At 40.4% G+C, this 18,504-nt stretch carries 19 protein-coding genes; 15 read left to right on the forward strand and 4 right to left on the reverse strand.

Going from position 1 to position 18,504, the window contains the following annotated elements; genetic code table 11:
- Window positions 1–276 precede the first annotated feature (276 nt).
- The 4 genes from ACFPA1_RS01350 to ACFPA1_RS01365 are packed head-to-tail and all read left to right on the forward strand — an operon-like array spanning window position 277 to window position 3,746.
- Window positions 277–1,101 (forward strand): electron transfer flavoprotein subunit beta/FixA family protein, encoded by an 825-nt coding sequence (locus ACFPA1_RS01350; RefSeq protein ID WP_213140928.1) that lies wholly within the window; start codon window positions 277–279, stop codon window positions 1,099–1,101.
- A 41-nt stretch (window positions 1,102–1,142) separates the two neighbouring features.
- Complete coding sequence (locus ACFPA1_RS01355; RefSeq protein ID WP_213140927.1) at window positions 1,143–2,174, forward strand: electron transfer flavoprotein subunit alpha/FixB family protein; 1,032 nt, start codon at window positions 1,143–1,145, stop codon at window positions 2,172–2,174.
- Window positions 2,167–3,462, forward strand: coding sequence for an FAD-dependent oxidoreductase (locus ACFPA1_RS01360; protein WP_378580942.1), 1,296 nt, complete (start codon window positions 2,167–2,169; stop codon window positions 3,460–3,462). Before ACFPA1_RS01355 ends, ACFPA1_RS01360 begins: the two co-directional genes overlap by 8 nt.
- On the forward strand, window positions 3,462–3,746 hold the full coding sequence (locus tag ACFPA1_RS01365) for a ferredoxin family protein (protein ID WP_040204690.1): 285 nt from the start codon (window positions 3,462–3,464) through the stop codon (window positions 3,744–3,746). Before ACFPA1_RS01360 ends, ACFPA1_RS01365 begins: the two co-directional genes overlap by 1 nt.
- A 125-nt stretch (window positions 3,747–3,871) precedes the next feature.
- Here ACFPA1_RS01365 and ACFPA1_RS01370 read toward each other — a convergent pair whose 3' ends face one another.
- On the reverse strand, window positions 3,872–4,219 hold the full coding sequence (locus ACFPA1_RS01370) for a hypothetical protein (RefSeq protein WP_378580944.1): 348 nt from the start codon (window positions 4,217–4,219) through the stop codon (window positions 3,872–3,874).
- A 223-nt stretch (window positions 4,220–4,442) separates the two neighbouring features.
- Between ACFPA1_RS01370 and ACFPA1_RS01375 the strand changes: the two genes are divergently transcribed.
- From ACFPA1_RS01375 to ACFPA1_RS01385, 3 genes are all read left to right on the forward strand, one after another.
- Complete coding sequence (locus tag ACFPA1_RS01375; RefSeq protein WP_378580946.1) at window positions 4,443–4,970, forward strand: hemerythrin domain-containing protein; 528 nt, start codon at window positions 4,443–4,445, stop codon at window positions 4,968–4,970.
- Between the two features lie 185 nt (window positions 4,971–5,155).
- On the forward strand, window positions 5,156–5,596 hold the full coding sequence (locus tag ACFPA1_RS01380) for a MarR family winged helix-turn-helix transcriptional regulator (RefSeq protein WP_213116522.1): 441 nt from the start codon (window positions 5,156–5,158) through the stop codon (window positions 5,594–5,596).
- A gap of 96 nt (window positions 5,597–5,692) precedes the next feature.
- Window positions 5,693–7,387 (forward strand): M3 family oligoendopeptidase, encoded by a 1,695-nt coding sequence (locus ACFPA1_RS01385; protein WP_213140924.1) that lies wholly within the window; start codon window positions 5,693–5,695, stop codon window positions 7,385–7,387.
- Window positions 7,388–7,775: 388 nt separating this feature from the next.
- On the opposite strand, the gene ACFPA1_RS01390 is transcribed toward ACFPA1_RS01385, so the two are convergent.
- Complete coding sequence (locus ACFPA1_RS01390; RefSeq protein WP_378580948.1) at window positions 7,776–9,929, reverse strand: ATP-dependent Clp protease ATP-binding subunit; 2,154 nt, start codon at window positions 9,927–9,929, stop codon at window positions 7,776–7,778.
- A gap of 203 nt (window positions 9,930–10,132) precedes the next feature.
- On the opposite strand from ACFPA1_RS01390, the gene ACFPA1_RS01395 reads away from it, so the two are divergent.
- A complete protein-coding gene (locus ACFPA1_RS01395) occupies window positions 10,133–11,182 on the forward strand; it encodes a GerAB/ArcD/ProY family transporter (protein WP_378580950.1) in 1,050 nt (349 codons plus the stop codon).
- 26 nt (window positions 11,183–11,208) lie between these two features.
- Here ACFPA1_RS01395 and ACFPA1_RS01400 read toward each other — a convergent pair whose 3' ends face one another.
- A complete protein-coding gene (locus tag ACFPA1_RS01400; protein WP_378580952.1) occupies window positions 11,209–11,823 on the reverse strand; it encodes a CPBP family intramembrane glutamic endopeptidase in 615 nt (204 codons plus the stop codon).
- A 126-nt stretch (window positions 11,824–11,949) separates the two neighbouring features.
- Here ACFPA1_RS01400 and ACFPA1_RS01405 point away from each other — a divergent pair, with 126 nt between their 5' ends.
- The gene (locus ACFPA1_RS01405) at window positions 11,950–12,069 is read left to right on the forward strand and encodes a DUF6254 family protein (protein WP_241113792.1); all 120 of its coding nucleotides are present in this window, start codon (window positions 11,950–11,952) and stop codon (window positions 12,067–12,069) included.
- Between the two features lie 58 nt (window positions 12,070–12,127).
- On the opposite strand, the gene ACFPA1_RS01410 is transcribed toward ACFPA1_RS01405, so the two are convergent.
- Window positions 12,128–12,316, reverse strand: coding sequence for a YkvS family protein (locus ACFPA1_RS01410; RefSeq protein WP_213116517.1), 189 nt, complete (start codon window positions 12,314–12,316; stop codon window positions 12,128–12,130).
- A gap of 234 nt (window positions 12,317–12,550) precedes the next feature.
- On the opposite strand from ACFPA1_RS01410, the gene ACFPA1_RS01415 reads away from it, so the two are divergent.
- The 6 genes from ACFPA1_RS01415 to glpK all read left to right on the forward strand — a co-directional run bounded on the left by ACFPA1_RS01415 (window position 12,551) and on the right by glpK (window position 18,412).
- Window positions 12,551–12,745, forward strand: a complete 195-nt coding sequence (locus ACFPA1_RS01415; protein ID WP_213140920.1) for a hypothetical protein — start codon at window positions 12,551–12,553, stop codon at window positions 12,743–12,745.
- Window positions 12,746–12,862: 117 nt separating this feature from the next.
- Complete coding sequence (locus ACFPA1_RS01420) at window positions 12,863–13,813, forward strand: AAA family ATPase (RefSeq protein WP_378580954.1); 951 nt, start codon at window positions 12,863–12,865, stop codon at window positions 13,811–13,813.
- Window positions 13,810–15,006, forward strand: coding sequence for a DUF58 domain-containing protein (locus tag ACFPA1_RS01425; protein ID WP_378580956.1), 1,197 nt, complete (start codon window positions 13,810–13,812; stop codon window positions 15,004–15,006). Before ACFPA1_RS01420 ends, ACFPA1_RS01425 begins: the two co-directional genes overlap by 4 nt.
- Window positions 15,003–16,205: a DUF4129 domain-containing protein gene (locus ACFPA1_RS01430; RefSeq protein WP_378580958.1), complete on the forward strand. Its 1,203-nt coding sequence runs from the start codon at window positions 15,003–15,005 to the stop codon at window positions 16,203–16,205. Before ACFPA1_RS01425 ends, ACFPA1_RS01430 begins: the two co-directional genes overlap by 4 nt.
- Before the next feature lie 32 nt (window positions 16,206–16,237).
- Entirely contained in the window at window positions 16,238–16,792 is a 555-nt protein-coding gene (locus ACFPA1_RS01435; protein ID WP_378580960.1) for a glycerol-3-phosphate responsive antiterminator, read from the forward strand.
- Window positions 16,793–16,921: 129 nt separating this feature from the next.
- Window positions 16,922–18,412: a glycerol kinase GlpK gene (glpK, locus tag ACFPA1_RS01440; protein ID WP_378580962.1), complete on the forward strand. Its 1,491-nt coding sequence runs from the start codon at window positions 16,922–16,924 to the stop codon at window positions 18,410–18,412.
- Window positions 18,413–18,504: the final 92 nt, after the last annotated feature.

The raw sequence follows: 18,504 nt of genomic DNA on the forward strand, positions 1-18,504 counted from the left end.
GTCTATATCTCAATATTTCATATAGTTAAATTAGTACTATTTTCTATCTAAAATACCCACACCATGATGAACTTCACCCGTGCTTGCTGCACATGCAGCAAATTTTTTCTTATATGAATTTTCCAGCTTTTTTCATTCAATTAAAGAAATCTATTAATTTTGGGTAATATGCTTAAATTGCGATTCATATATCGTTAATAAAAGCATTTTTAATAACCAACCAGTAAGTCAAACGCTTTCATCATTTTTAGCTTATTTGGAGGAGGGAAGTCCTACATGCACATTGTCGTATGTGTCAAACAAGTACCCGATACAAAAATCATCAAAATCAATCCGAAAACAAATACACTCGACCGCAGGAGTGCCCCGGCTATTTTGAACCCATATGATGCCCATGCGGTTCAAGAAGCTGTTAAAATCAAAGAAAAAACTGGCGGGACCATCTCGGTTTTATCAATGGGACCTCCGCAGGCAACTGCTGTCATTAAGAAAAGCGTTGAAATTGGCGCAGACCAAGGGTATTTAATATCGGATCGTGCTTTTGCCGGTGCCGATACACTTGCAACCAGTTACGCCTTATCAAAGGCGTTGGAGAGAATTTCCAAAGAACTCCCAATTGACATGATTATTTGTGGAAAGCATGCCATTGATGGAGATACCGGTCAGGTTGGCCCTGGTATCGCCCGGAGATTGGATATTCCTCCTGTTACAAATGTGATTGAGGTAACAGAAGTGAATGAGCGTGAGAAAACGGTCTTAATTCAACGGAAATTAACCAACGGATACGAACTGGTCCAGTCGGAAATGCCTTGTCTATTAACAGTTGAAAAAGAAATCAATGATATCAAGTATTCACCAATGCCGAACATGATTAGTGCTGCAAGATATGAACCTATTATTTGGGCAGTGGATGATCTTGAAAATGTTGACCGCTCACAGCTTGGACTAAAAGGGTCACCTACGGTTGTCGGCAAAATGTTCACACCTCCACGGCCTGAAGGCGGGAAAAAGCTAGATGGTTCAGCCGATGAGCAGGTAGGTCAGCTAATGGATATTCTGATGGAGAAAAAAGACCTGTTTACATTACAGTCAACTAAATAATGTTAATAAATTTTAGGGTATAGAGCAGGGAGGGGTCTTAAATGAATCTTGACGATTACCGTGGAGTCTGGGTATTCATTGAACAAAATGACGGCAAAATTGAAGATGTTTCACTAGAATTGCTGGGTGCCGGCAGGAAGCTGGCAGATAAGCTTGAGGTCCCATTAGGGGGATTCTTGCTGGGCAATCAAATAAGGCCATTAGCTAATCAGGTTATTTCTTATGGGGCTGACGAGGTCTACGTAATTGACCATCCAGTTTTGAAGGATTATCGTACAGAATCCTATATGAGCGGTGTTATGCTGCTAGCGCAAAAATATATGCCGGAAATTATTCTTTACGGTGCAACACCCAACGGAAAGGACTTGGCAAGTGCTGTTGCAACTGATTTAGTTACAGGATTAACAGCAGATACGACGATGCTGGATGTGGACGTAGATAATAGATTGCTAGAAGCAAGCCGGCCGGCATTCGGCGGTAATATTATGGCAACGATTCTCTGTAAGAAGCATCGCCCGCAAATGGCAACAGTAAGACCTAAAGTAATGAAGGCACTTGAGCCGGATGCAGGAAGACAAGGAAAGATCATTGAAGAGAAAATAGCTCTGAACGAAGCGGAAATGCGTACAAAAGTACTACAAATTGTGAATGACGTAACAAAAAAAGCTAAATTAGCCGATGCCCATGTCATCGTATGCGGTGGCAAAGGATTGGGCGACCTGCAAAATTTCCAGCTAATCCATGAATTGGCGGAAACAATCGGCGCAAGCGTAGGCGGAACCCGCGATGTGGTTGAAGCAGGATGGCTGCCTCATGAGCAGCAGGTTGGACAGACAGGAGAAACGGTCACACCGAAAATTTATTTTGCCATTGGAGTATCCGGAGCGATTCAGCATGTGGTAGGTATGAAGAATTCCGAGTTTATAATTGCCATCAACAAAGACCCGAACGCCCCGATTTTTGACGTGGCAACGTACGGCATTGTAGGAGACGCAATGGAAATTATCCCTAAACTAATCGAGCAATTTAAAAAGCTTAAAGCTGAAAAGGGCGGTGAACTGAGCTATGCCTGAGAAGTTTGACGTGATTGTGGTAGGGGCTGGCCCTGCAGGAACCTCTTGTGCTTACACTTGTGCTAAAAACGGTTTAAATGTGCTGCTGATTGAACGTGGAGAGTACCCAGGGGCAAAAAACGTTATGGGTGGAGTATTGTACCGCCAGCAAATGGAAGAATTGATTCCTGAATTTTGGAAAGAAGCGCCGCTTGAAAGACCAGTCATTGAACAGCGGTTCTGGATGATGGACAAAGAATCAGTTCTTTCGTTCGGATATAAGGGCCTTGAATGGGGTGTCGAGCCATATAATAACTTTACAGTTCTAAGGGCCCAGTTTGACCAATGGTTCGCAAAGAAAGCTGTGGATGCAGGAGCGCTTCTAATTACCGAAACAGTTGTCACGGAATGTATTGTAGAAAACGGCAAGGTAGTTGGCGTCCGCACCGACCGGCCGGATGGTGAGGTTTTTGCAGATGTAGTCGTCCTTGCTGACGGAGTTAACTCGCTGTTATCCAAACAGCTTGGGTTTCATAAGGAGTTCCGCCCGGACGAAGTGGCGCTGACAGTTATGGAAGTTGTTAATCTTCCAAAAGAAAAAATAAATGACCGCTTCAATTTGGAGGACAACCAAGGCTGCACAATTGAGATCTTTGGAGATTCCACAAAAGGAAATCTGGGTACGGCTTTCCTATATACCAACAAAGAGAGTTTGAATATCGGTGTGGGGACAACACTATCGAGTATGATAAAAGCAAAAATGAAGCCCTATGAACTGCTGGATTACTTAAAGAATCATCCGATGGTCAAGCCGTTCATTGCCGGCGGCGAGTCTGCTGAATATCTTGCCCACCTCATTCCGGAAGGCGGCTACCGCTCAGTTCCTAAAGTGGCAGGTAACGGAGTTATTGTTGTTGGGGACGCTGCCCAGCTTGTTAACGCTATTCATCGTGAAGGTTCGAACATGGCGATGCATTCTGGCTTATTGGCTGCTGAGACTGTCATTGAGGCGCACCGCCACGGCAATTTCAGCGAATCAATGTTAAATAACTACCGCGAGGCCCTTTATAATAGCTTTATCATCAAAGATTTAGAGAAGTACAAAGATGCGGCCCATACATTCGAAAAATACCCGCAATATTTTAAAGAGTATGTTCCGATGATGAATCAGGCAGCTAGCAAATTCTTTACGGTTGATGGCACGCCAAAACGTGATAAACAAAAGCAAATTATTAAGAATATGACCTCACAAAGAGGAACGCTTCGCGTATTGCAAGATCTCTATCGTGCTTGGAAGGCGGTGAAATAATGTCAACGAAGAATATTGAGGAAAAACAGTATCTTCTCAGGTTTAAGTGTGACACAAAGTCCCATCTTACCGTTCTTGATCATGACGTTTGCATGACCCAATGTCCTGATAAAATTTGTACAGTATTTTGCCCAGCCGAGGTATATAAGTGGGAAGGAACGCGGATGCAGGTAGGTTATGAAGGCTGTCACGAATGCGGAAGCTGCCGGATTGGCTGTCCTTACCAAAATATTAAATGGGAATATCCAAAAGGCGGACACGGGATTGTCTTCAGGTTAGCATAAAAAAAGGTGCTGTTTGCTATTGCAGGCAGCACCTTTTTTAGCTAATTGCAATTTACACTATATGTATATTTTTTCACAAAGGATTATAAAAAGAAGGTGAAGCTAGAAGGTAAGTATTTACAGGGTCAGCTTATTTTCTCTAAAAGGGCTGCCGAGGAAAGTTCATCTTTTTTGCAGGAGGCTGCAAGCGAGGAAGCAAGGGTTATGGCATGATCCATTTGTTCCATATTTTCTGAGTAATAATATGGCTTTTTCCAATTGAAGTCGCCGTCATTTGCGGCTGGATATATACTGACTTTCCAATGATAATAAATCCGTGGCTGAGGGAGCTGAACCCCTTCTACGGCTATTAGCCAATGTGTAGAATTGGATTCTGGAATATAGGCATCTGTATCCTTAAGCGAAACAAGATCATTTGCACCAATTGGTAAAAATGCCGTTTGATAAAAGTCATGATAATTTGGGGTTTTCAATATATTTACCTCCCTTTCATAATATCTAACTTTATTATATGAAACTATAAAGATTTTTTTGAGTGATAAATGTTATAATTTTTCAAAAAAATAAAACGTTTTCAAAAAGTTGTCAATAATATTATGAGGAAGTTGTAATTTGGGTATAGATGTGACGATTGTCACTACATAATTGTAATGGCGCTTTTATACTGAAAGCAGAAGATTGAAAGAGGTGAATGTAATGAGCAGTTGTATGAGCGGTTTCGGCGGGATGCCGAGTGCTGAGCTAAAAAGTAAGGGATTAAGGCAATTGAAAGAAGAACATCCCCCATTAAGAAGCCAAATGGAAGGATTGTTCAGCCTAACTCAAAAAATTGATAAAGATATTGATATAGAAGTTAATTTCCAAGAGTTAATTACGAAGGTAAAAGAATTTCAGGCAGCGCTTGACCCGCATTCGGAAAGAGAAGAAGGTGTGCTGTTCCCAATGATGGGGACTTATATTGGGACAACTTCTGGACCAATAGCGGTAATGGAGTATGAGCATGACCAAGCAAAAGCACATATTAAATCCTTTCTTGAGCAGGCAGCCGGCAGCCCTGCTTCACCTGATGAATTAAAAAAATTAGCTGGATACATCCAAAATGCTTACTTTATTTTAACGGAGCATTTTAACAAGGAAGAAAACGTCCTTTTTCCAATGGCCGAGCGAATGCTCTCTGATGAAGAAAAAGAAGAGTTATATCAAAGAATTCAAGAAATTAAGTAAAAAGGATGGGCATAGATTCCATCCTTTTTACTTTTTCTATCATATAAACATTTAGGATAAGAAGTGTGACTTTGCCGTTAATTGACAGAGGTTCGAAATTTTTTTATAATAATTTTGAAATCGAGATATTATGGGTGTTTTGCTTTTGAGGGCAATTTCCCAATAAAGATAAAGGATGAGTTGTTATGGAAAAAGATTCAACAGCCGTTTCGCTAAAGCTATTTATTGTTCTCTCAAGAGCCTATAAAGCCATTAATGAACACGTCAATAAAGTGATCCAAGCAAGCGGTTTAAACCCAACTGAGTTTGCCGTATTAGAGCTTCTTTACCACAAAGGCGACCAGCCGCTGCAACAAATTGGTGCAAAAATCCTGCTTGCGAGCGGAAGCATTACATATGTTGTCGATAAGCTGGAACAAAAGGGATTATTGAGAAGGAGCGCCTGCCCGACAGATAGACGTGTGATTTTTGCGCAAATAACAGATGAGGGGAAAAAATTGATTCAGGATATTTTTCCTGAACATGCCCAACAAATTGATAAGCTTATGTCAAGTTTATCTGATTCCGAAAAGCTGGAGGCAATTGACTTGTTAAAAAAATTAGGTCTGCCTGCAGGAAAATTTTAATACGGCTTTTAGTCGTATTTTTTTTGGCAAAAAGGAATATTAATCAATAGTGTCGAAATGAATATAGCCGAAAAAAATGAAAAAGGGGGTTTTTTCATGGGCTTTGAACAGTATACATACATACGACCTAACTTAGACGAGGTTCGGGCAAAATTTAATGAAGCATTAGAGCGTTTCAAAAACGCTGAATCAGTGGAAAAGCAGAGCGGGGCCATGAATGAAATCAATCAACTGAGAAATGACTTGGGGACGATGTTCAATCTTTGTAATATTCGACATACCATTGATACGAATGATGAATTTTATAAAAATGAGCAGGATTACATGGATGAAATCCAGCCTGAGGTGGAAGGGTTAATCACAGGATATTATCATGCTTTGGTTGATTCCAAATTCCGCCCGCAATTGGAAAATAAATGGGGCACTCAGCTTTTCGCCCTTGCTGAAAGTCAGCTAAAGACGTTTAAACCGGAAATTGTTCCTTTGCTGCAAAGGGAAAACCGATTATCGTCAGAATACACCAAGCTTGTTGCATCGGCGAAAATCGAATTTGAAGGGGAAGAGCGTACACTTGCGCAAATCGACCCGTTTATTGAATCGACAGACCGGGAGATGCGCAAACGCGCCAGCACGGCGAAATTTGGCTTCTTTGCAGAGCATGAAGCGGAGTTTGACCGGATTTATGATGAATTGGTAAAGGTGCGGACCGAGATTGCTCACGCCTTGGGTTATAAAAACTTTGTCGAGCTTGGTTATAACCGCATGATGAGAACCGATTACAACGCCGAGATGGTGGCTAATTTCCGTCAGCAGGTAAAGGACTTTATTGTTCCAATTGCCTCTAAGCTAAAAGAGCGGCAGCGGGAACGGCTTGGCCTCGATAAATTAAAATTCTATGATGAAGGCTTTGTGTTCGAGACCGGAAACGCTGTACCGAAGGGTAGTCCTGAATGGATCATTGAGAACGGGCAAAGAATGTATCAGGATCTTTCAAAGGAAACCGGAGAATTTTTTACCTTTATGATGGAAAATAATCTGATGGACCTTGTTGCCAAGAAGGGGAAGGCAAGCGGGGGCTACTGCACATACATTGAAAATCATAAAGCGCCATTCATTTTCTCAAATTTCAATGGTACCTCTGGTGATATTGATGTCCTGACCCATGAGGCAGGCCATGCCTTCCAGGTTTATTCGAGCCGTCAGTTTGAAATACCTGAATATAACTGGCCAACCTATGAGGCATGTGAAATTCATTCGATGAGTATGGAATTTTTCACATGGCCATGGATGGACCTATTCTTTAAAGAAGACACCGATAAATATAAGTTTTCTCATCTTAGTGATGCGCTCTTATTCCTTCCATACGGAGTTTCCGTTGATGAATTCCAGCACTGGGTTTATGACACCCCAGAAGCCACGCCAACAGAGCGCAAGCAAAAATGGCGGGAAATTGAGAAAAAGTATTTGCCGCATAAAAATTATGACGGCAATGAGTATCTGGAGAACGGCGGTTTCTGGCAGCGTCAGGGACATATTTATAATTCACCGTTCTATTATATTGACTATACGCTTGCGCAAATTTGCGCCTTCCAATTCTGGAAGCGGTCAAGGGAGAATCATCAAGAGGCATGGGCAGACTATGTCAAGCTTTGTAAGCTTGGAGGTTCTATGTCATTTACTAAACTAGTGGAAGCAGCCAATTTAATATCACCATTTAAAACCGGCTGTGTAGAATCTGTTGTTGGTGAAATCGAGAATTGGCTGAATTCGGTTGATGATAAAAAGCTATAAAAAAAGCGAAGCTGCAGGGCTTCGCTCAGGCTGTCGAGAAATTATCGACAGCTTTTTATTTTATTCATTTTCTTTCGTGATTCACCGCGTTAATTTATTATAATATTATTAATATATTGCTTTTCAATAAGTCTGTTGATTGGCGCTCCAGGCACTTCGCTTTCCGCGGGCGTGACGGGAAGCCTCCTCGGCGCTACGCTTCTGCGGGGTCTCCCCTGCCCCGTACTCCCGCAGGAGTCTTCGTGCCTTCCGCGCCAATCAACAGGCCCATTAGCAGGGATAAACATTAAAAGTTTGGTAATTTAGGTTTGGACAAAATAAAAAATTGCCGAGAAAAATACCCTTTCTCGACAATCTGAGCGAAGACGTAGGGATTCGCTTTTTATTTTTAATCTGTCACCTTTTCAGTGACAACTTTGATTTGGCCATCTTCTAAAATAGCAGCAAGTTGTTTAGCATCTGGCTGGTCTAAAATAAAATCAGTAATTTTATCCTCGAGCTGTTCCTGAATGGCGCGTCTTAATGGACGAGCGCCAAATGCAGGATGGTAGCCAAGTTCAGCTAATTTTCCTTTCGCTTCTACTGAAATGGTTAGTTCAATGTTTTGTTCTTTTAATGTTTCTTGTAACTCAGAAGCCATTAGGTCGACAATTGATAAGATATGCTCTTTATCCAGTGGTTTAAATTCAATGATGCTGTCAAAGCGGTTTAAAAATTCCGGCTTGAAGAAGCTGCCAAGAGAGTCAAGGATGCTAGCTTCTTCCACAGCATTGGATGTTCCAAAGCCAACGTGAATGTTTTTGTGCCCAACGCCGGCATTACTTGTCATGATAATGACGGTGTCCTTAAAGCTTACCACTTTTCCTTGGCTGTCAGTAAGACGTCCGTCCTCAAGTATTTGCAGGAACATATGCATGACGTCAGGATGGGCCTTTTCTATCTCATCCAGGAGAATAATGCTATATGGATTACGGCGGACTTTTTCGGTTAATTGACCAGCCTCCTCATGGCCGACATAACCTGGAGGAGAACCAATTAATTTTGATACGCTGTGTTTTTCCATGTATTCGCTCATATCAAGTCGAATCATCGAATCCTTTGTGCCAAATAATTCTTCTGCAAGAGTCTTAGATAATTCTGTTTTACCAACACCTGTTGGACCGACAAATAAGAAGGACCCGATCGGACGATTTTTTGCTTTTAAACCGGCACGGCTGCGGCGAACAGCTTTTGTGACCTTCTGAACGGCTTGTTCCTGGCCAATAACCTTTTTATTCAAATTTTCTTCCAGTGATTTCATTTTAAGCTGCTCGTCTTCTTGAAGTTTACCGACCGGAATCCCAGTTTTTTCTTCAATAATTTTTTGGATATCAGAAACTGTAACAACTGGTCGCTCCGTTTTTGAGGCACTATTTAATGCCTTTTCAAGTTGTGTTTCTTCATCACGAAGCTTTGCTGCCAGTTCATAGTTTTCTTTTTTTAATGCTGTTTCCTTTTTAGCGGCAATTTCCTTAAGACGGGCCTCGATTTGTTCATTATTCCGATAATCTGTAGTTAGATTTAGTTTTGAACCTGATTCATCTAATAAATCTATCGCCTTATCAGGCAGGAAGCGGTCTTGAATATAGCGCTGCGATAAGGTCACACAAGCGTGGACGGCTTCGTCTGAATAATTGACCTCATGAAAGTCCTCATATTTTTTCTGAATTCCTTTAAGGATGGCAATGGCTGCATCTGTATCAGGCTCTTGAACCTGAATAGGCTGGAAGCGGCGTTCTAAGGCTGAATCCTTTTCAATTTGGCGGTATTCTTTTAATGTCGTAGCACCAATAACCTGAAGTTCACCGCGGGCAAGGGCCGGCTTTAAAATATTGCCGGCATCCATAGAGCCTTCAGCAGAGCCTGCACCAACAAGCAGATGGATTTCATCAATGAATAAAATGATGTTTTTCCGCCCCTGCAATTCAGCGATTAATTGCTTCATCCGCTCTTCAAATTGACCGCGGATTCCGGTATTGGCAACTAAAGAAGCTACATCCAATAAATAAACTTCTTTATTTTGCAGTTTGCCTGGTACATCGCCATCGGCAATCTTTAAGGCAAGACCTTCCGCTATTGCCGTTTTACCAACACCAGGTTCACCAATTAACACAGGATTGTTTTTATTTCTTCTGTTTAATACCTCAATGACTCGTTTAATCTCGTGATCACGGCCTATAACCGGGTCAATCAAGCCGGCTTTAGCCATTTGTGTGAGGTTACGGCCAAATTGATCGATAAAGCCGCCGCGGCCGTTTTTATTCTCAACTGCCGGACTAAATTGACCATTTGGAATGTGGCCTTGGGAAAAGTTTTTGCTAGCAAAAAGCTCTTCAAATGGAAAACCGTTGAATGGGTTCGTATTCATTACAAAGCCTGCACCTAATGCATTTTTCTCCTTTGTATAACATTCATGGCAAAGTTTCAAATCATGACGCTGCCCATTAACATTCATGTTTAATTGTACATTTGCTTGATTTTGATTACATTTTTGACAAAGCATGTAAATAACCTCCTTGTTATTAGCTTTTATCAATTTGACTTTGACTATATTTGACCTTATGACCATAGTATACTCTGACCTTTTTTGACTTTCAAGTCTTTCGCTTGGTGAAATTTTTTCCATGATAGGAAAATAAGCTTACAAGAAAAAGCTCGTCATTGTTTGTCCCTTTGGTCATATATTTGTGATAAGGGGGAGATGATGTGAAAAAAAGCTGGAATCAAGCTTTTCAAATAGCGGCAGTCTATGTGGGGACTGTTGTTGGAGCAGGATTCGCTACAGGAAAAGAAATCGTGGAATTTTTCTCACGGTTTGGTTTCTTTGGCTTTATAAGTATATTAATGAGCGGCTATCTTTTCATTGTGATTGGTTCAAAACTGATGCGGATCGCTGCGCAAATTAATGCAAAATCATACCAGGAATTTAATGATTATTTATTTGGAAAATGGGCTGGAGGCATCATCAATTTTTTTATGCTATTTATGCTGCTTGGGGTAAGTGCCGTTATGCTGGCAGGAGCAGGAGCTGTTTTTGAAGAACAGCTTGGATTGCCAAAAAATGCGGGGGTGTTTATCACCATTTTTTTATCCTATTTGGTGATGCTTGTAGGTACTAAGGGGCTTTTTGCTGTCAATACCTTTGTAGTTCCCTTAATGATTGGGTTTAGTCTGATTTTAATGCTATTGTCTTTGCAAATGCCAAACTTTTTAGAGCAGTTTTTGTATATTCCTCATGCTTCTGATGGGTGGAAAAGCGTTATTGCACCATTTTCGTATGCTGCCTTGAATCTTGGACTTGCTCAAGCGGTACTAGTGCCGATTGCATCAGAAGTGAAGGACGATTGGACGATCAAATGGGGGGGAATTCTTGGTGGTGTGGCTTTGACGGTAATATTAATTGCCAGCCACTTTACATTAATCATGCTCCCAAACCTGGAATTATATGAAATTCCGATGGCCGTTATTATGAGAAATTTAGCCCCGTTTTTCTATTGGATTTTTGTTCTTATCATTTATGGAGAAATTTTTACTTCAGTTATTGGGAATGTTTTTGGTCTCGACCGGCAGTTAAAGCAATATATGCCTGTACCGACGCTGGTTTCTGTAACGGCTATTTTTACAGTATCTTACTTAATTAGCTTGGTGAATTATGGAACACTTTTGTCCTACCTATATCCGTTGTTCGGCTATATTTGCATGAGTTTTTTTATTCTCCTGTGGATGAAGCCATTTACACCCCCAGAAAGAAATTGAAAAGCAGCTGCTCAGGTCAGCTGCTTTTATGTTAGTGGCAGAAAAATGAACATCATCATGTCAAAAATAATATGAGAAACAATAACGAGGGGCATGCTTTTTTTCAAAAAGTATAAAAACCCCCAGACAAGACCGGAGACGAAGGCAGCGAACATTAGTAAAAAGGACCCCGAATAAATATGGACTGACCCATATAATATAGAGCTAGCAATAATGGCGACGTACGGTTTGAGGTATTTTAACAGTCTTTTTTGGACAAACCCTCTCCAGAACATTTCTTCACCAGGTGCTGCCACTAAAATTAAGGCTAAATAGTGCCAGAATAACGAAGGGGCAAACCATCGGTACAAACGTCTTACATCTTTTTTAAAGCCTGAAATGGCCATCTCGAACAGCTGATAGCCAATCCAAAACAGCAAATATAATAGCAAACCGGAAATGACGCCTAAAAATAAATACTTGATAAAAGAGGCCTCATCTTCCACGTCTCCCTGAAACGTGGAAAAGGCGATTAGTATTAGAATGGAACCGGAAAAAATGTACCAAAATATCGCCTTATCATGAAAAGAAAAAAAGAGTAGGGCATGGGCGATAATCAATCCGGTAATTAGACGTAGATCCAGGGTTCGTTTTAATTCCATAATAAGCTCCTTCGAAGATCATAACTCAATATGTAAAGGAAAAGATTTCAATATACATTTTATCCAATTACGTTGATAAGAATATCTTTAAATGAAAAAAATATAATCGAGAAAGGAGTGAAGAGAATGAGTAAATCACAAAGTCAAAAGGAACGTGAATGGACGGTCAGAAAGCAGGATCAAAATCCTCATGGCAAAGTTAAATCGTTTAAAGAGCTTTCAAAGGAAACGGACCAAGGAAAATAAACGGTTTTCCGGTATAAAAAAGAAGAAAAGGCAGTGTGCATTCTGCCTTTTCAAATAATTAGTAAGCGGTTTCTTTAATAACCTTATAATTTTTATGATTAACAACTGTACGCTGATCTAATTCTAAATCACGATAATTATCCATATATGTTAAGTCAACTATTACAGAATTTTCATTCACCTTTTCAACAATCCCTTGCAGTCCGCCGCGAAATTCGATGATATTTCCTACCTCTGCTTTTTTCAAATTTCCTCTCTCCTTTATCTAGCAAACTTAAAAACTATTTAAATAACAGTTTGCACTATTTTTCCAAATTCGTAAAGGTGTTAATGTTACAATTTAGTTAATTTCTTATATGTTTTTGTAAAAAAATTCTGGAAATATAATTAGATAATGGTAACGTTTTCATATTTAGGGATGAAATTAGCTTTAAATTAGGTTTTTACGTTAAAATAAGGAAGTGGAAAGAGGTGCTTAAAAATGAGGGAAGAAACAGTTAACGATATCTTAAATCGTCTTATGAACGGAGAGCTTTCCGAATATTACGTTAACGTTGGGGAATTTATGGATTTCCGTCAGGTGCTGGTAAAAAGAAAAGATTTTAAACACTTCCGCGGCATTGCTCAGCGGAATGGAGATGTTCTCTACCAATATTTAAAAGAGCCTAGAAGTTAAAGGAACGAACCCATTTATAATAGGGTTCTTTTTTTACCAGTATGTTTAGAAAAGTGGAAAAATTTGATAAAATAAAAGGACTACATATATAGAAGAAACTTCCAGGGAGCTGAGGGAATGGCCTTAATAGAAAATATCCAATCATTAAAGCAGGAGATTAGTAAAGTAATTGTAGGAAAAGACTTGGAAGTAGAGTTGATGGCAATTTCTTTATTGTTTAATGGACATATTTTACTTGAAAGTGTGCCAGGGACGGGGAAGACCATGCTTGCGAAAAGTTTTGCAGCAGCAATTGGCGGACACTTTTCAAGAATCCAGTTTACCCCCGATGTTCTTCCGAGTGATGTCACGGGAATCCAATTTTTTAATCCAAAGGTTCAGGAATTTGAGCTTCGCCCGGGGCCAATAATGGCTAACCTTGTCTTGGCAGATGAGATTAATCGAGCAACTCCGAGAACACAATCCAGTTTATTAGAGGTTATGGAAGAGAGACAGGTCACGATTGACGGTATTACTGTTCCGATTAATGAGCCGTTTATGGTCATCGCAACGCAAAACCCGGTAGAATCCCAGCAAGGGACTTTCCCGCTGCCTGTTGCGCAAATGGACCGTTTTTTTATGAAAATAAAGGTGGGTTATCCTACATTTGAAGAAGAAAAACAGATTATGCATAACGGCCAGGTAAATCCAGGGCAGAATCCAGTCAGTCCCGTTTTTTTACTTTCTGATCTCGAGGAGTTAAAGAAGGAAGTAAACAAGGTTTACATGACAAACGATATTGAAGATTACCTGCTATCTATTGTCAGAAGAACGAGGGAGCACAGCAGTATTGAACTCGGGGTCAGCCCGCGGGGAACATTGGCACTTATGAAAGCTTCTCAAGGGAAAGCTTTTTTAAACGGGCGCACCTATGTAACGCCTGCTGATATAAAGTCAGTTGCTCCATTTGTAATCGGACATCGAATCATCCTATCAATCGAAGGGTCGCTAACCAAATCCCAAGAGGAGATCATTTTGGAAATTATCGATTCGGTTCCTGTTCCAGTAGAAGCGGGGGCAAACGGATGAACTGGAACAAATATTCAATAGAGGACCAGGTAATTCCTGGCCTTGTCGGTTTGGCCATTGTTATGATTATAATTGGACTCTATATCCAATCAAAATGGACTCTTTTTTTAGTCGGCTTTTTTCTGGCAATAATCATGTTTAATCGTTATTTTTTGAAGGAAGTAGGGAACGGCCTTGTTTTAGAAGATAGAAATGAATTGAATCGCTTTTTTATTGGTGAGGAGGGTAACTGGAACATAGTGTTCAAAAACCATGGGTATCCAATCATTAAAGGGGAATTAAGAGTCTCCTTTGATTCCTATGTAGCTCCCAAAGGAAATGAACAAGAAGATGGATTTTCTTTGTACGAGGTTAATGTCCCTTTTTCCATTTTTACGAATCAAACAAAACATGTGGAAATTCCATTTACGGCAATCAAAAGAGGCATTGCTCGGATTCGCAAAATCGAATACCGTCTCCCAAGTTTAATTGGGTTTGGGGAAATGGTGTTAGAGTCCAGATTTCTGTTAAAACAACAGGCTGTTGTTTATCCATCCACCGTACCGGTAAAAGGTTTAACGGAACAAAAGACAATCCGCCAAGGACATAATGCCGTTCCCTTTTCTGTTTTTGAGGAGCGCCTCGGACCGTTAGGAACTCGGGACTATGTTTCAACCGACAGCTTTAATCGAATTCATTGGAAAGCAAGTGCTAGAAAGCAGATTTTACAAACGAAACTTTATGAAAAAATTTCTGAAAAGGGCTGCGTAATCGGCCTGAATATTTCTAATGGGCATTCCATTACCGGCTATCTTGAAACATACATAAGTGCGATTGCAGAATTTGCATATTATGCCTATCAACAGCAACTCCCCTTTTCTTTATGTATCAACGTTCGAACAGCAGGGAGCACGCCTTTTCTTTATTTGCCCAAAGGGGAGGGAAAAGAACATTTACAAAAGGTTCTGGAAACCCTTTCCTCCGTCAGTTCACTTAATACAACCTTGCCCTATCATCAGCTTGTTTCATTCTATCAGCGTCATTTCGCAAGACAGCCCTTTTTTATTCATCTCGGAGGCAGGACTGAGGAAACAAATAGGCTGTTATTAAATGAAGCGCAAAAAGGTGTGAGATTAATGGAATTGACGTTAGCAGGCGAAGATTGCCTTTTTGGTGAGTTGGAAATTCAAAAAGAAAGAAGGCTGCAGCTATGATGTATCGAATTGCAGCCGTATCCTCACATTTTATATTAGAAATAGTCATTGCTAATTTATTTCTGTTTTTATTTTTTATCGGTCAAAAAAGGTTTCCGCCTATTTTGCTGTTTTCTTCTTTAGGCTTTATCAGCATTATTTTATTTTTCATATTGCTAGAAAGGTTTGCAAGTAAGGGGAAATGGCTTTTTTTAGTCATTATCTTGCCTGCCATCGTCATCATCGGTCATCTAGGGGGGCTGTCTCTTTTTTTCGCATCGGTAATAGGTTTGTTTGTTTTTTGGCGAGGAATTTCCATTTATGATGAAAGTTCAGGGCTTTCAAAAACCATATTGTTATTTTTTTCATTTACTCTTGGGATTATCGCCCTTGTGTATTCCGCAATGATTTCCTATCCATATCAAAATGCGATTATTTTTCAAATTATCCTTTTTATTGTCGTTATTATAACGGACGGTTTCTGTAGGAAGTGGTCTGCAGTTACCAATGACAAAGCGAAATTTGCCTTTTATTTTTTTAGAATAATGGCGAGTGTGACAGTGATTGGAATTGCCTTTATGTTCTTATTAAAATATATTCAGCTGATTTTCTCGAGTATTTTGCAAGGTATTGTTTTTCTATTTTCAGGCCTTGCAGTCCCTGTGATACGCTTTATCGAATTTGCGCTATCCTTATTTGGCAGCAGCGACTATAAACCTACCACAAAGGTTGGGGAAGGTACAAACGAGGGATTTGACTATCAGCCAAGATCCTTCGAAGTAACGGAAAATGTTTTGTATTTTCTTGCTCTCTGCACTGTAGTTGGGTTTGTCATATATTTGCTTCGAAAGAAATCAAGACTGAAGGAATCAGGCAGTCATTTTCATCATTCCGTGATTATTTCGGAAGGAGAGCCTGGCGGAGTATTCACCTCCATTTTTAAAAGAAAGGGAGTGCCGCCGGATGATTTTATTCGAAAGGAAATTTTTCGGCTGGAAAAATTTGCGAAGCGTCTGCGTTTAGGACGAGCGGCAAACGAGACGCTTAAAGAGTGGCGGCAGAGGACTGGACTTCATTTGTCAAATGAAACCATTCAAGTTTATGAAAGGGTACGCTATGGCGGAGATGAAGCTTCTATTGAGGATAAGAACTATGTTCAACAGGAAGCACAAGCATTAAAATTACAACTGAAGGAAATACGAAAAGAACAAAAAAAGTAGACATTTAAAACTAGTAGGTGAACTTAAATACGATGAAACAAAAAATCTTGCCGGCTTCTGGAAACATGAAGGAATTTGAGCGGTTTTTACAAAGTCCGTACGAAATTGGGGTTTTTTTAGATATGCATATTGCCCAGCTTAAAAATATTAATCAAATGGCCAAGCAATCTGGGAAAAAAATGATCTACCATGTTGACTTAATTCATGGCATTAAAAATGATGAATATGCAACGGAATATATTTGCCAGGAGTTCAAGCCGTACGGACTTATTTCTACAAAGGCTGGTGTGATACAGAAAGCCAAGCAAAAGGGAGTCATCGCGGTGCAGAGAATTTTTTTAATTGACAGCCACGCCCTTGAAAAAAGCTATAAGCTAATCGAAAAAACCCAGCCGAATTATATTGAAGTACTTCCAGGGGCAATGCCGTGGATGATTAAAGAAGTGAAAGAACGCGTTAATATCCCGATTTTTGCAGGCGGACTAATTCGAACAGCAGATGAGATCGAAAATGCCCTAAATGCAGGCGCCACTGCAATAACAACCTCAAAAAGAGAACTCTGGAACCTATTTGAAAAAATAGGTTGACACCGTTTTCCTAACTTTATATACTCAATTTAATAAGTTAATATTTTGTGACGGAGATAAGGAGAAACACAGTTGGTCGTTTTATGCGGCTAGTTTGTGGTTCTCCTTTTTTGAATGTGAGGTGTAAGTATGGAAAACTATATTTTATCGCTAGATCAAGGAACTACAAGTTCCCGTGCAATTCTTTTTAATCAAAGTGGCGAAATAGTCTATTCCGCCCAGAAGGAGTTTTCTCAGCATTTTCCAAAGCCAGGTTGGGTAGAGCATAATCCCAATGAAATATGGGGTTCTATTCTTGCTGTTATAGCTGCTGTCCTCTCGGAATCAGGAGTTAAACCCGAACAGGTTGCCGGAATCGGTATTACCAATCAGCGGGAAACAACTGTTGTCTGGGATAAAGAGACAGGAGTTCCTGTTTATAATGCTATCGTCTGGCAGTCAAGACAAACGAGCGAAATTTGTGAAGAGTTAAAAGAAAAAGGGTATCAGGAAACCTTCCGTAATAAAACAGGTTTGCTAATTGATGCCTATTTTTCAGGAACGAAAGTAAAATGGATTTTAGACAATGTTGAAGGAGCACGGGAAAAAGCGGCAGAAGGGAAATTGCTATTCGGGACAATTGACACTTGGCTGATTTGGAAATTGTCCGGCAGGCGGGCCCATGTGACGGATTATTCCAATGCTTCGCGTACGCTGCTGTTTAACATCTATGAGCTAAAATGGGATGATGAACTATTGGAAATTTTAAGTGTTCCAAAGTCCATGTTGCCCGAGGTTCGCCCATCATCTGAGGTTTATGCCAACACAATTGATTATCACTTTTTTGGCAAGGAAATACCGATTGCCGGTGTCGCAGGCGATCAGCAGGCAGCCTTGTTTGGCCAGGCATGCTTTGAAAAAGGGATGGCCAAAAATACGTATGGCACAGGCTGTTTTATGTTAATGAATACTGGGGAAAAGGCTGTCCGTTCAGACCATGGTCTGCTGACAACGATCGCTTGGGGATTGAATGGCAAGGTTGAATATGCGCTCGAAGGCAGTATCTTTGTTGCTGGGTCGGCGATTCAATGGCTGCGCGATGGGTTAAGGATGTTCAAGGATGCAAAGGATAGCGAGGTTTATGCCGAAAAGGTGGAATCGACTGAAGGTGTATATATTGTACCGGCGTTTGTTGGATTAGGAACACCATACTGGGATAGTGAAGTGCGTGGGGCTGTATTTGGCTTGACACGCGGTACAACAAAGGAACATTTTATTAGGGCGACACTTGAATCACTGGCTTACCAAACTAAAGATGTGTTATCTGCGATGGAAGCCGATTCAGGTATTGAACTGAAAACCTTGCGCGTTGACGGCGGTGCTGTAAAGAATAACCTCTTAATGAATTTCCAAAGCGATATCCTCAATGTGCCGGTTGAAAGACCAGTCATTAATGAAACGACCGCACTTGGAGCGGCCTATTTAGCAGGTCTTGCGGTTGGTTTCTGGAAAAGCCAAGAGGAAATTTCAAAACAATGGGCTATTGATCATCAATTCAATCCAACCATGTCAGAAGAAATCCGGACTGGATTATATGCCGGCTGGAAAAAGGCAGTAAAAGCAGCGATGGTTTTTAAATAATATTAACCATTTAAAGAAAATTATGGTATGATATGATCAAGTTAATAAATTGTCTGGAGAAATTGGAGAGACCACAAAACATTATCTAAAAA

The sequence above is a fragment of the Neobacillus sp. GCM10023253 genome (genome assembly GCF_042653105.1).
In the GTDB taxonomy this organism is placed as follows: domain Bacteria; phylum Bacillota; class Bacilli; order Bacillales; family Cytobacillaceae; genus Neobacillus; species Neobacillus citreus.

What these genes read in the sequence shown, in the direction of transcription:
- ACFPA1_RS01380 (WP_213116522.1), top strand. Translation starts at nt 5,156, where the DNA reads ATGGAAAAAGATTCAACAGCCGTTTCGCTAAAGCTATTTATTGTTCTC.
- ACFPA1_RS01435 (WP_378580960.1), top strand. Translation starts at nt 16,238, where the DNA reads ATGAAACAAAAAATCTTGCCGGCTTCTGGAAACATGAAGGAATTTGAG.
- ACFPA1_RS01390 (WP_378580948.1), bottom strand. Translation starts at nt 9,929, where the DNA reads ATGCTTTGTCAAAAATGTAATCAAAATCAAGCAAATGTACAATTAAAC.
- ACFPA1_RS01400 (WP_378580952.1), bottom strand. Translation starts at nt 11,823, where the DNA reads ATGGAATTAAAACGAACCCTGGATCTACGTCTAATTACCGGATTGATT.
- ACFPA1_RS01385 (WP_213140924.1), top strand. Translation starts at nt 5,693, where the DNA reads ATGGGCTTTGAACAGTATACATACATACGACCTAACTTAGACGAGGTT.
- ACFPA1_RS01420 (WP_378580954.1), top strand. Translation starts at nt 12,863, where the DNA reads ATGGCCTTAATAGAAAATATCCAATCATTAAAGCAGGAGATTAGTAAA.
- ACFPA1_RS01365 (WP_040204690.1), top strand. Translation starts at nt 3,462, where the DNA reads ATGTCAACGAAGAATATTGAGGAAAAACAGTATCTTCTCAGGTTTAAG.
- ACFPA1_RS01405 (WP_241113792.1), top strand. Translation starts at nt 11,950, where the DNA reads ATGAGTAAATCACAAAGTCAAAAGGAACGTGAATGGACGGTCAGAAAG.
- ACFPA1_RS01375 (WP_378580946.1), top strand. Translation starts at nt 4,443, where the DNA reads ATGAGCAGTTGTATGAGCGGTTTCGGCGGGATGCCGAGTGCTGAGCTA.
- ACFPA1_RS01425 (WP_378580956.1), top strand. Translation starts at nt 13,810, where the DNA reads ATGAACTGGAACAAATATTCAATAGAGGACCAGGTAATTCCTGGCCTT.
- ACFPA1_RS01430 (WP_378580958.1), top strand. Translation starts at nt 15,003, where the DNA reads ATGATGTATCGAATTGCAGCCGTATCCTCACATTTTATATTAGAAATA.
- ACFPA1_RS01415 (WP_213140920.1), top strand. Translation starts at nt 12,551, where the DNA reads ATGAGGGAAGAAACAGTTAACGATATCTTAAATCGTCTTATGAACGGA.
- ACFPA1_RS01350 (WP_213140928.1), top strand. Translation starts at nt 277, where the DNA reads ATGCACATTGTCGTATGTGTCAAACAAGTACCCGATACAAAAATCATC.
- glpK (WP_378580962.1), top strand. Translation starts at nt 16,922, where the DNA reads ATGGAAAACTATATTTTATCGCTAGATCAAGGAACTACAAGTTCCCGT.
- ACFPA1_RS01360 (WP_378580942.1), top strand. Translation starts at nt 2,167, where the DNA reads ATGCCTGAGAAGTTTGACGTGATTGTGGTAGGGGCTGGCCCTGCAGGA.
- ACFPA1_RS01355 (WP_213140927.1), top strand. Translation starts at nt 1,143, where the DNA reads ATGAATCTTGACGATTACCGTGGAGTCTGGGTATTCATTGAACAAAAT.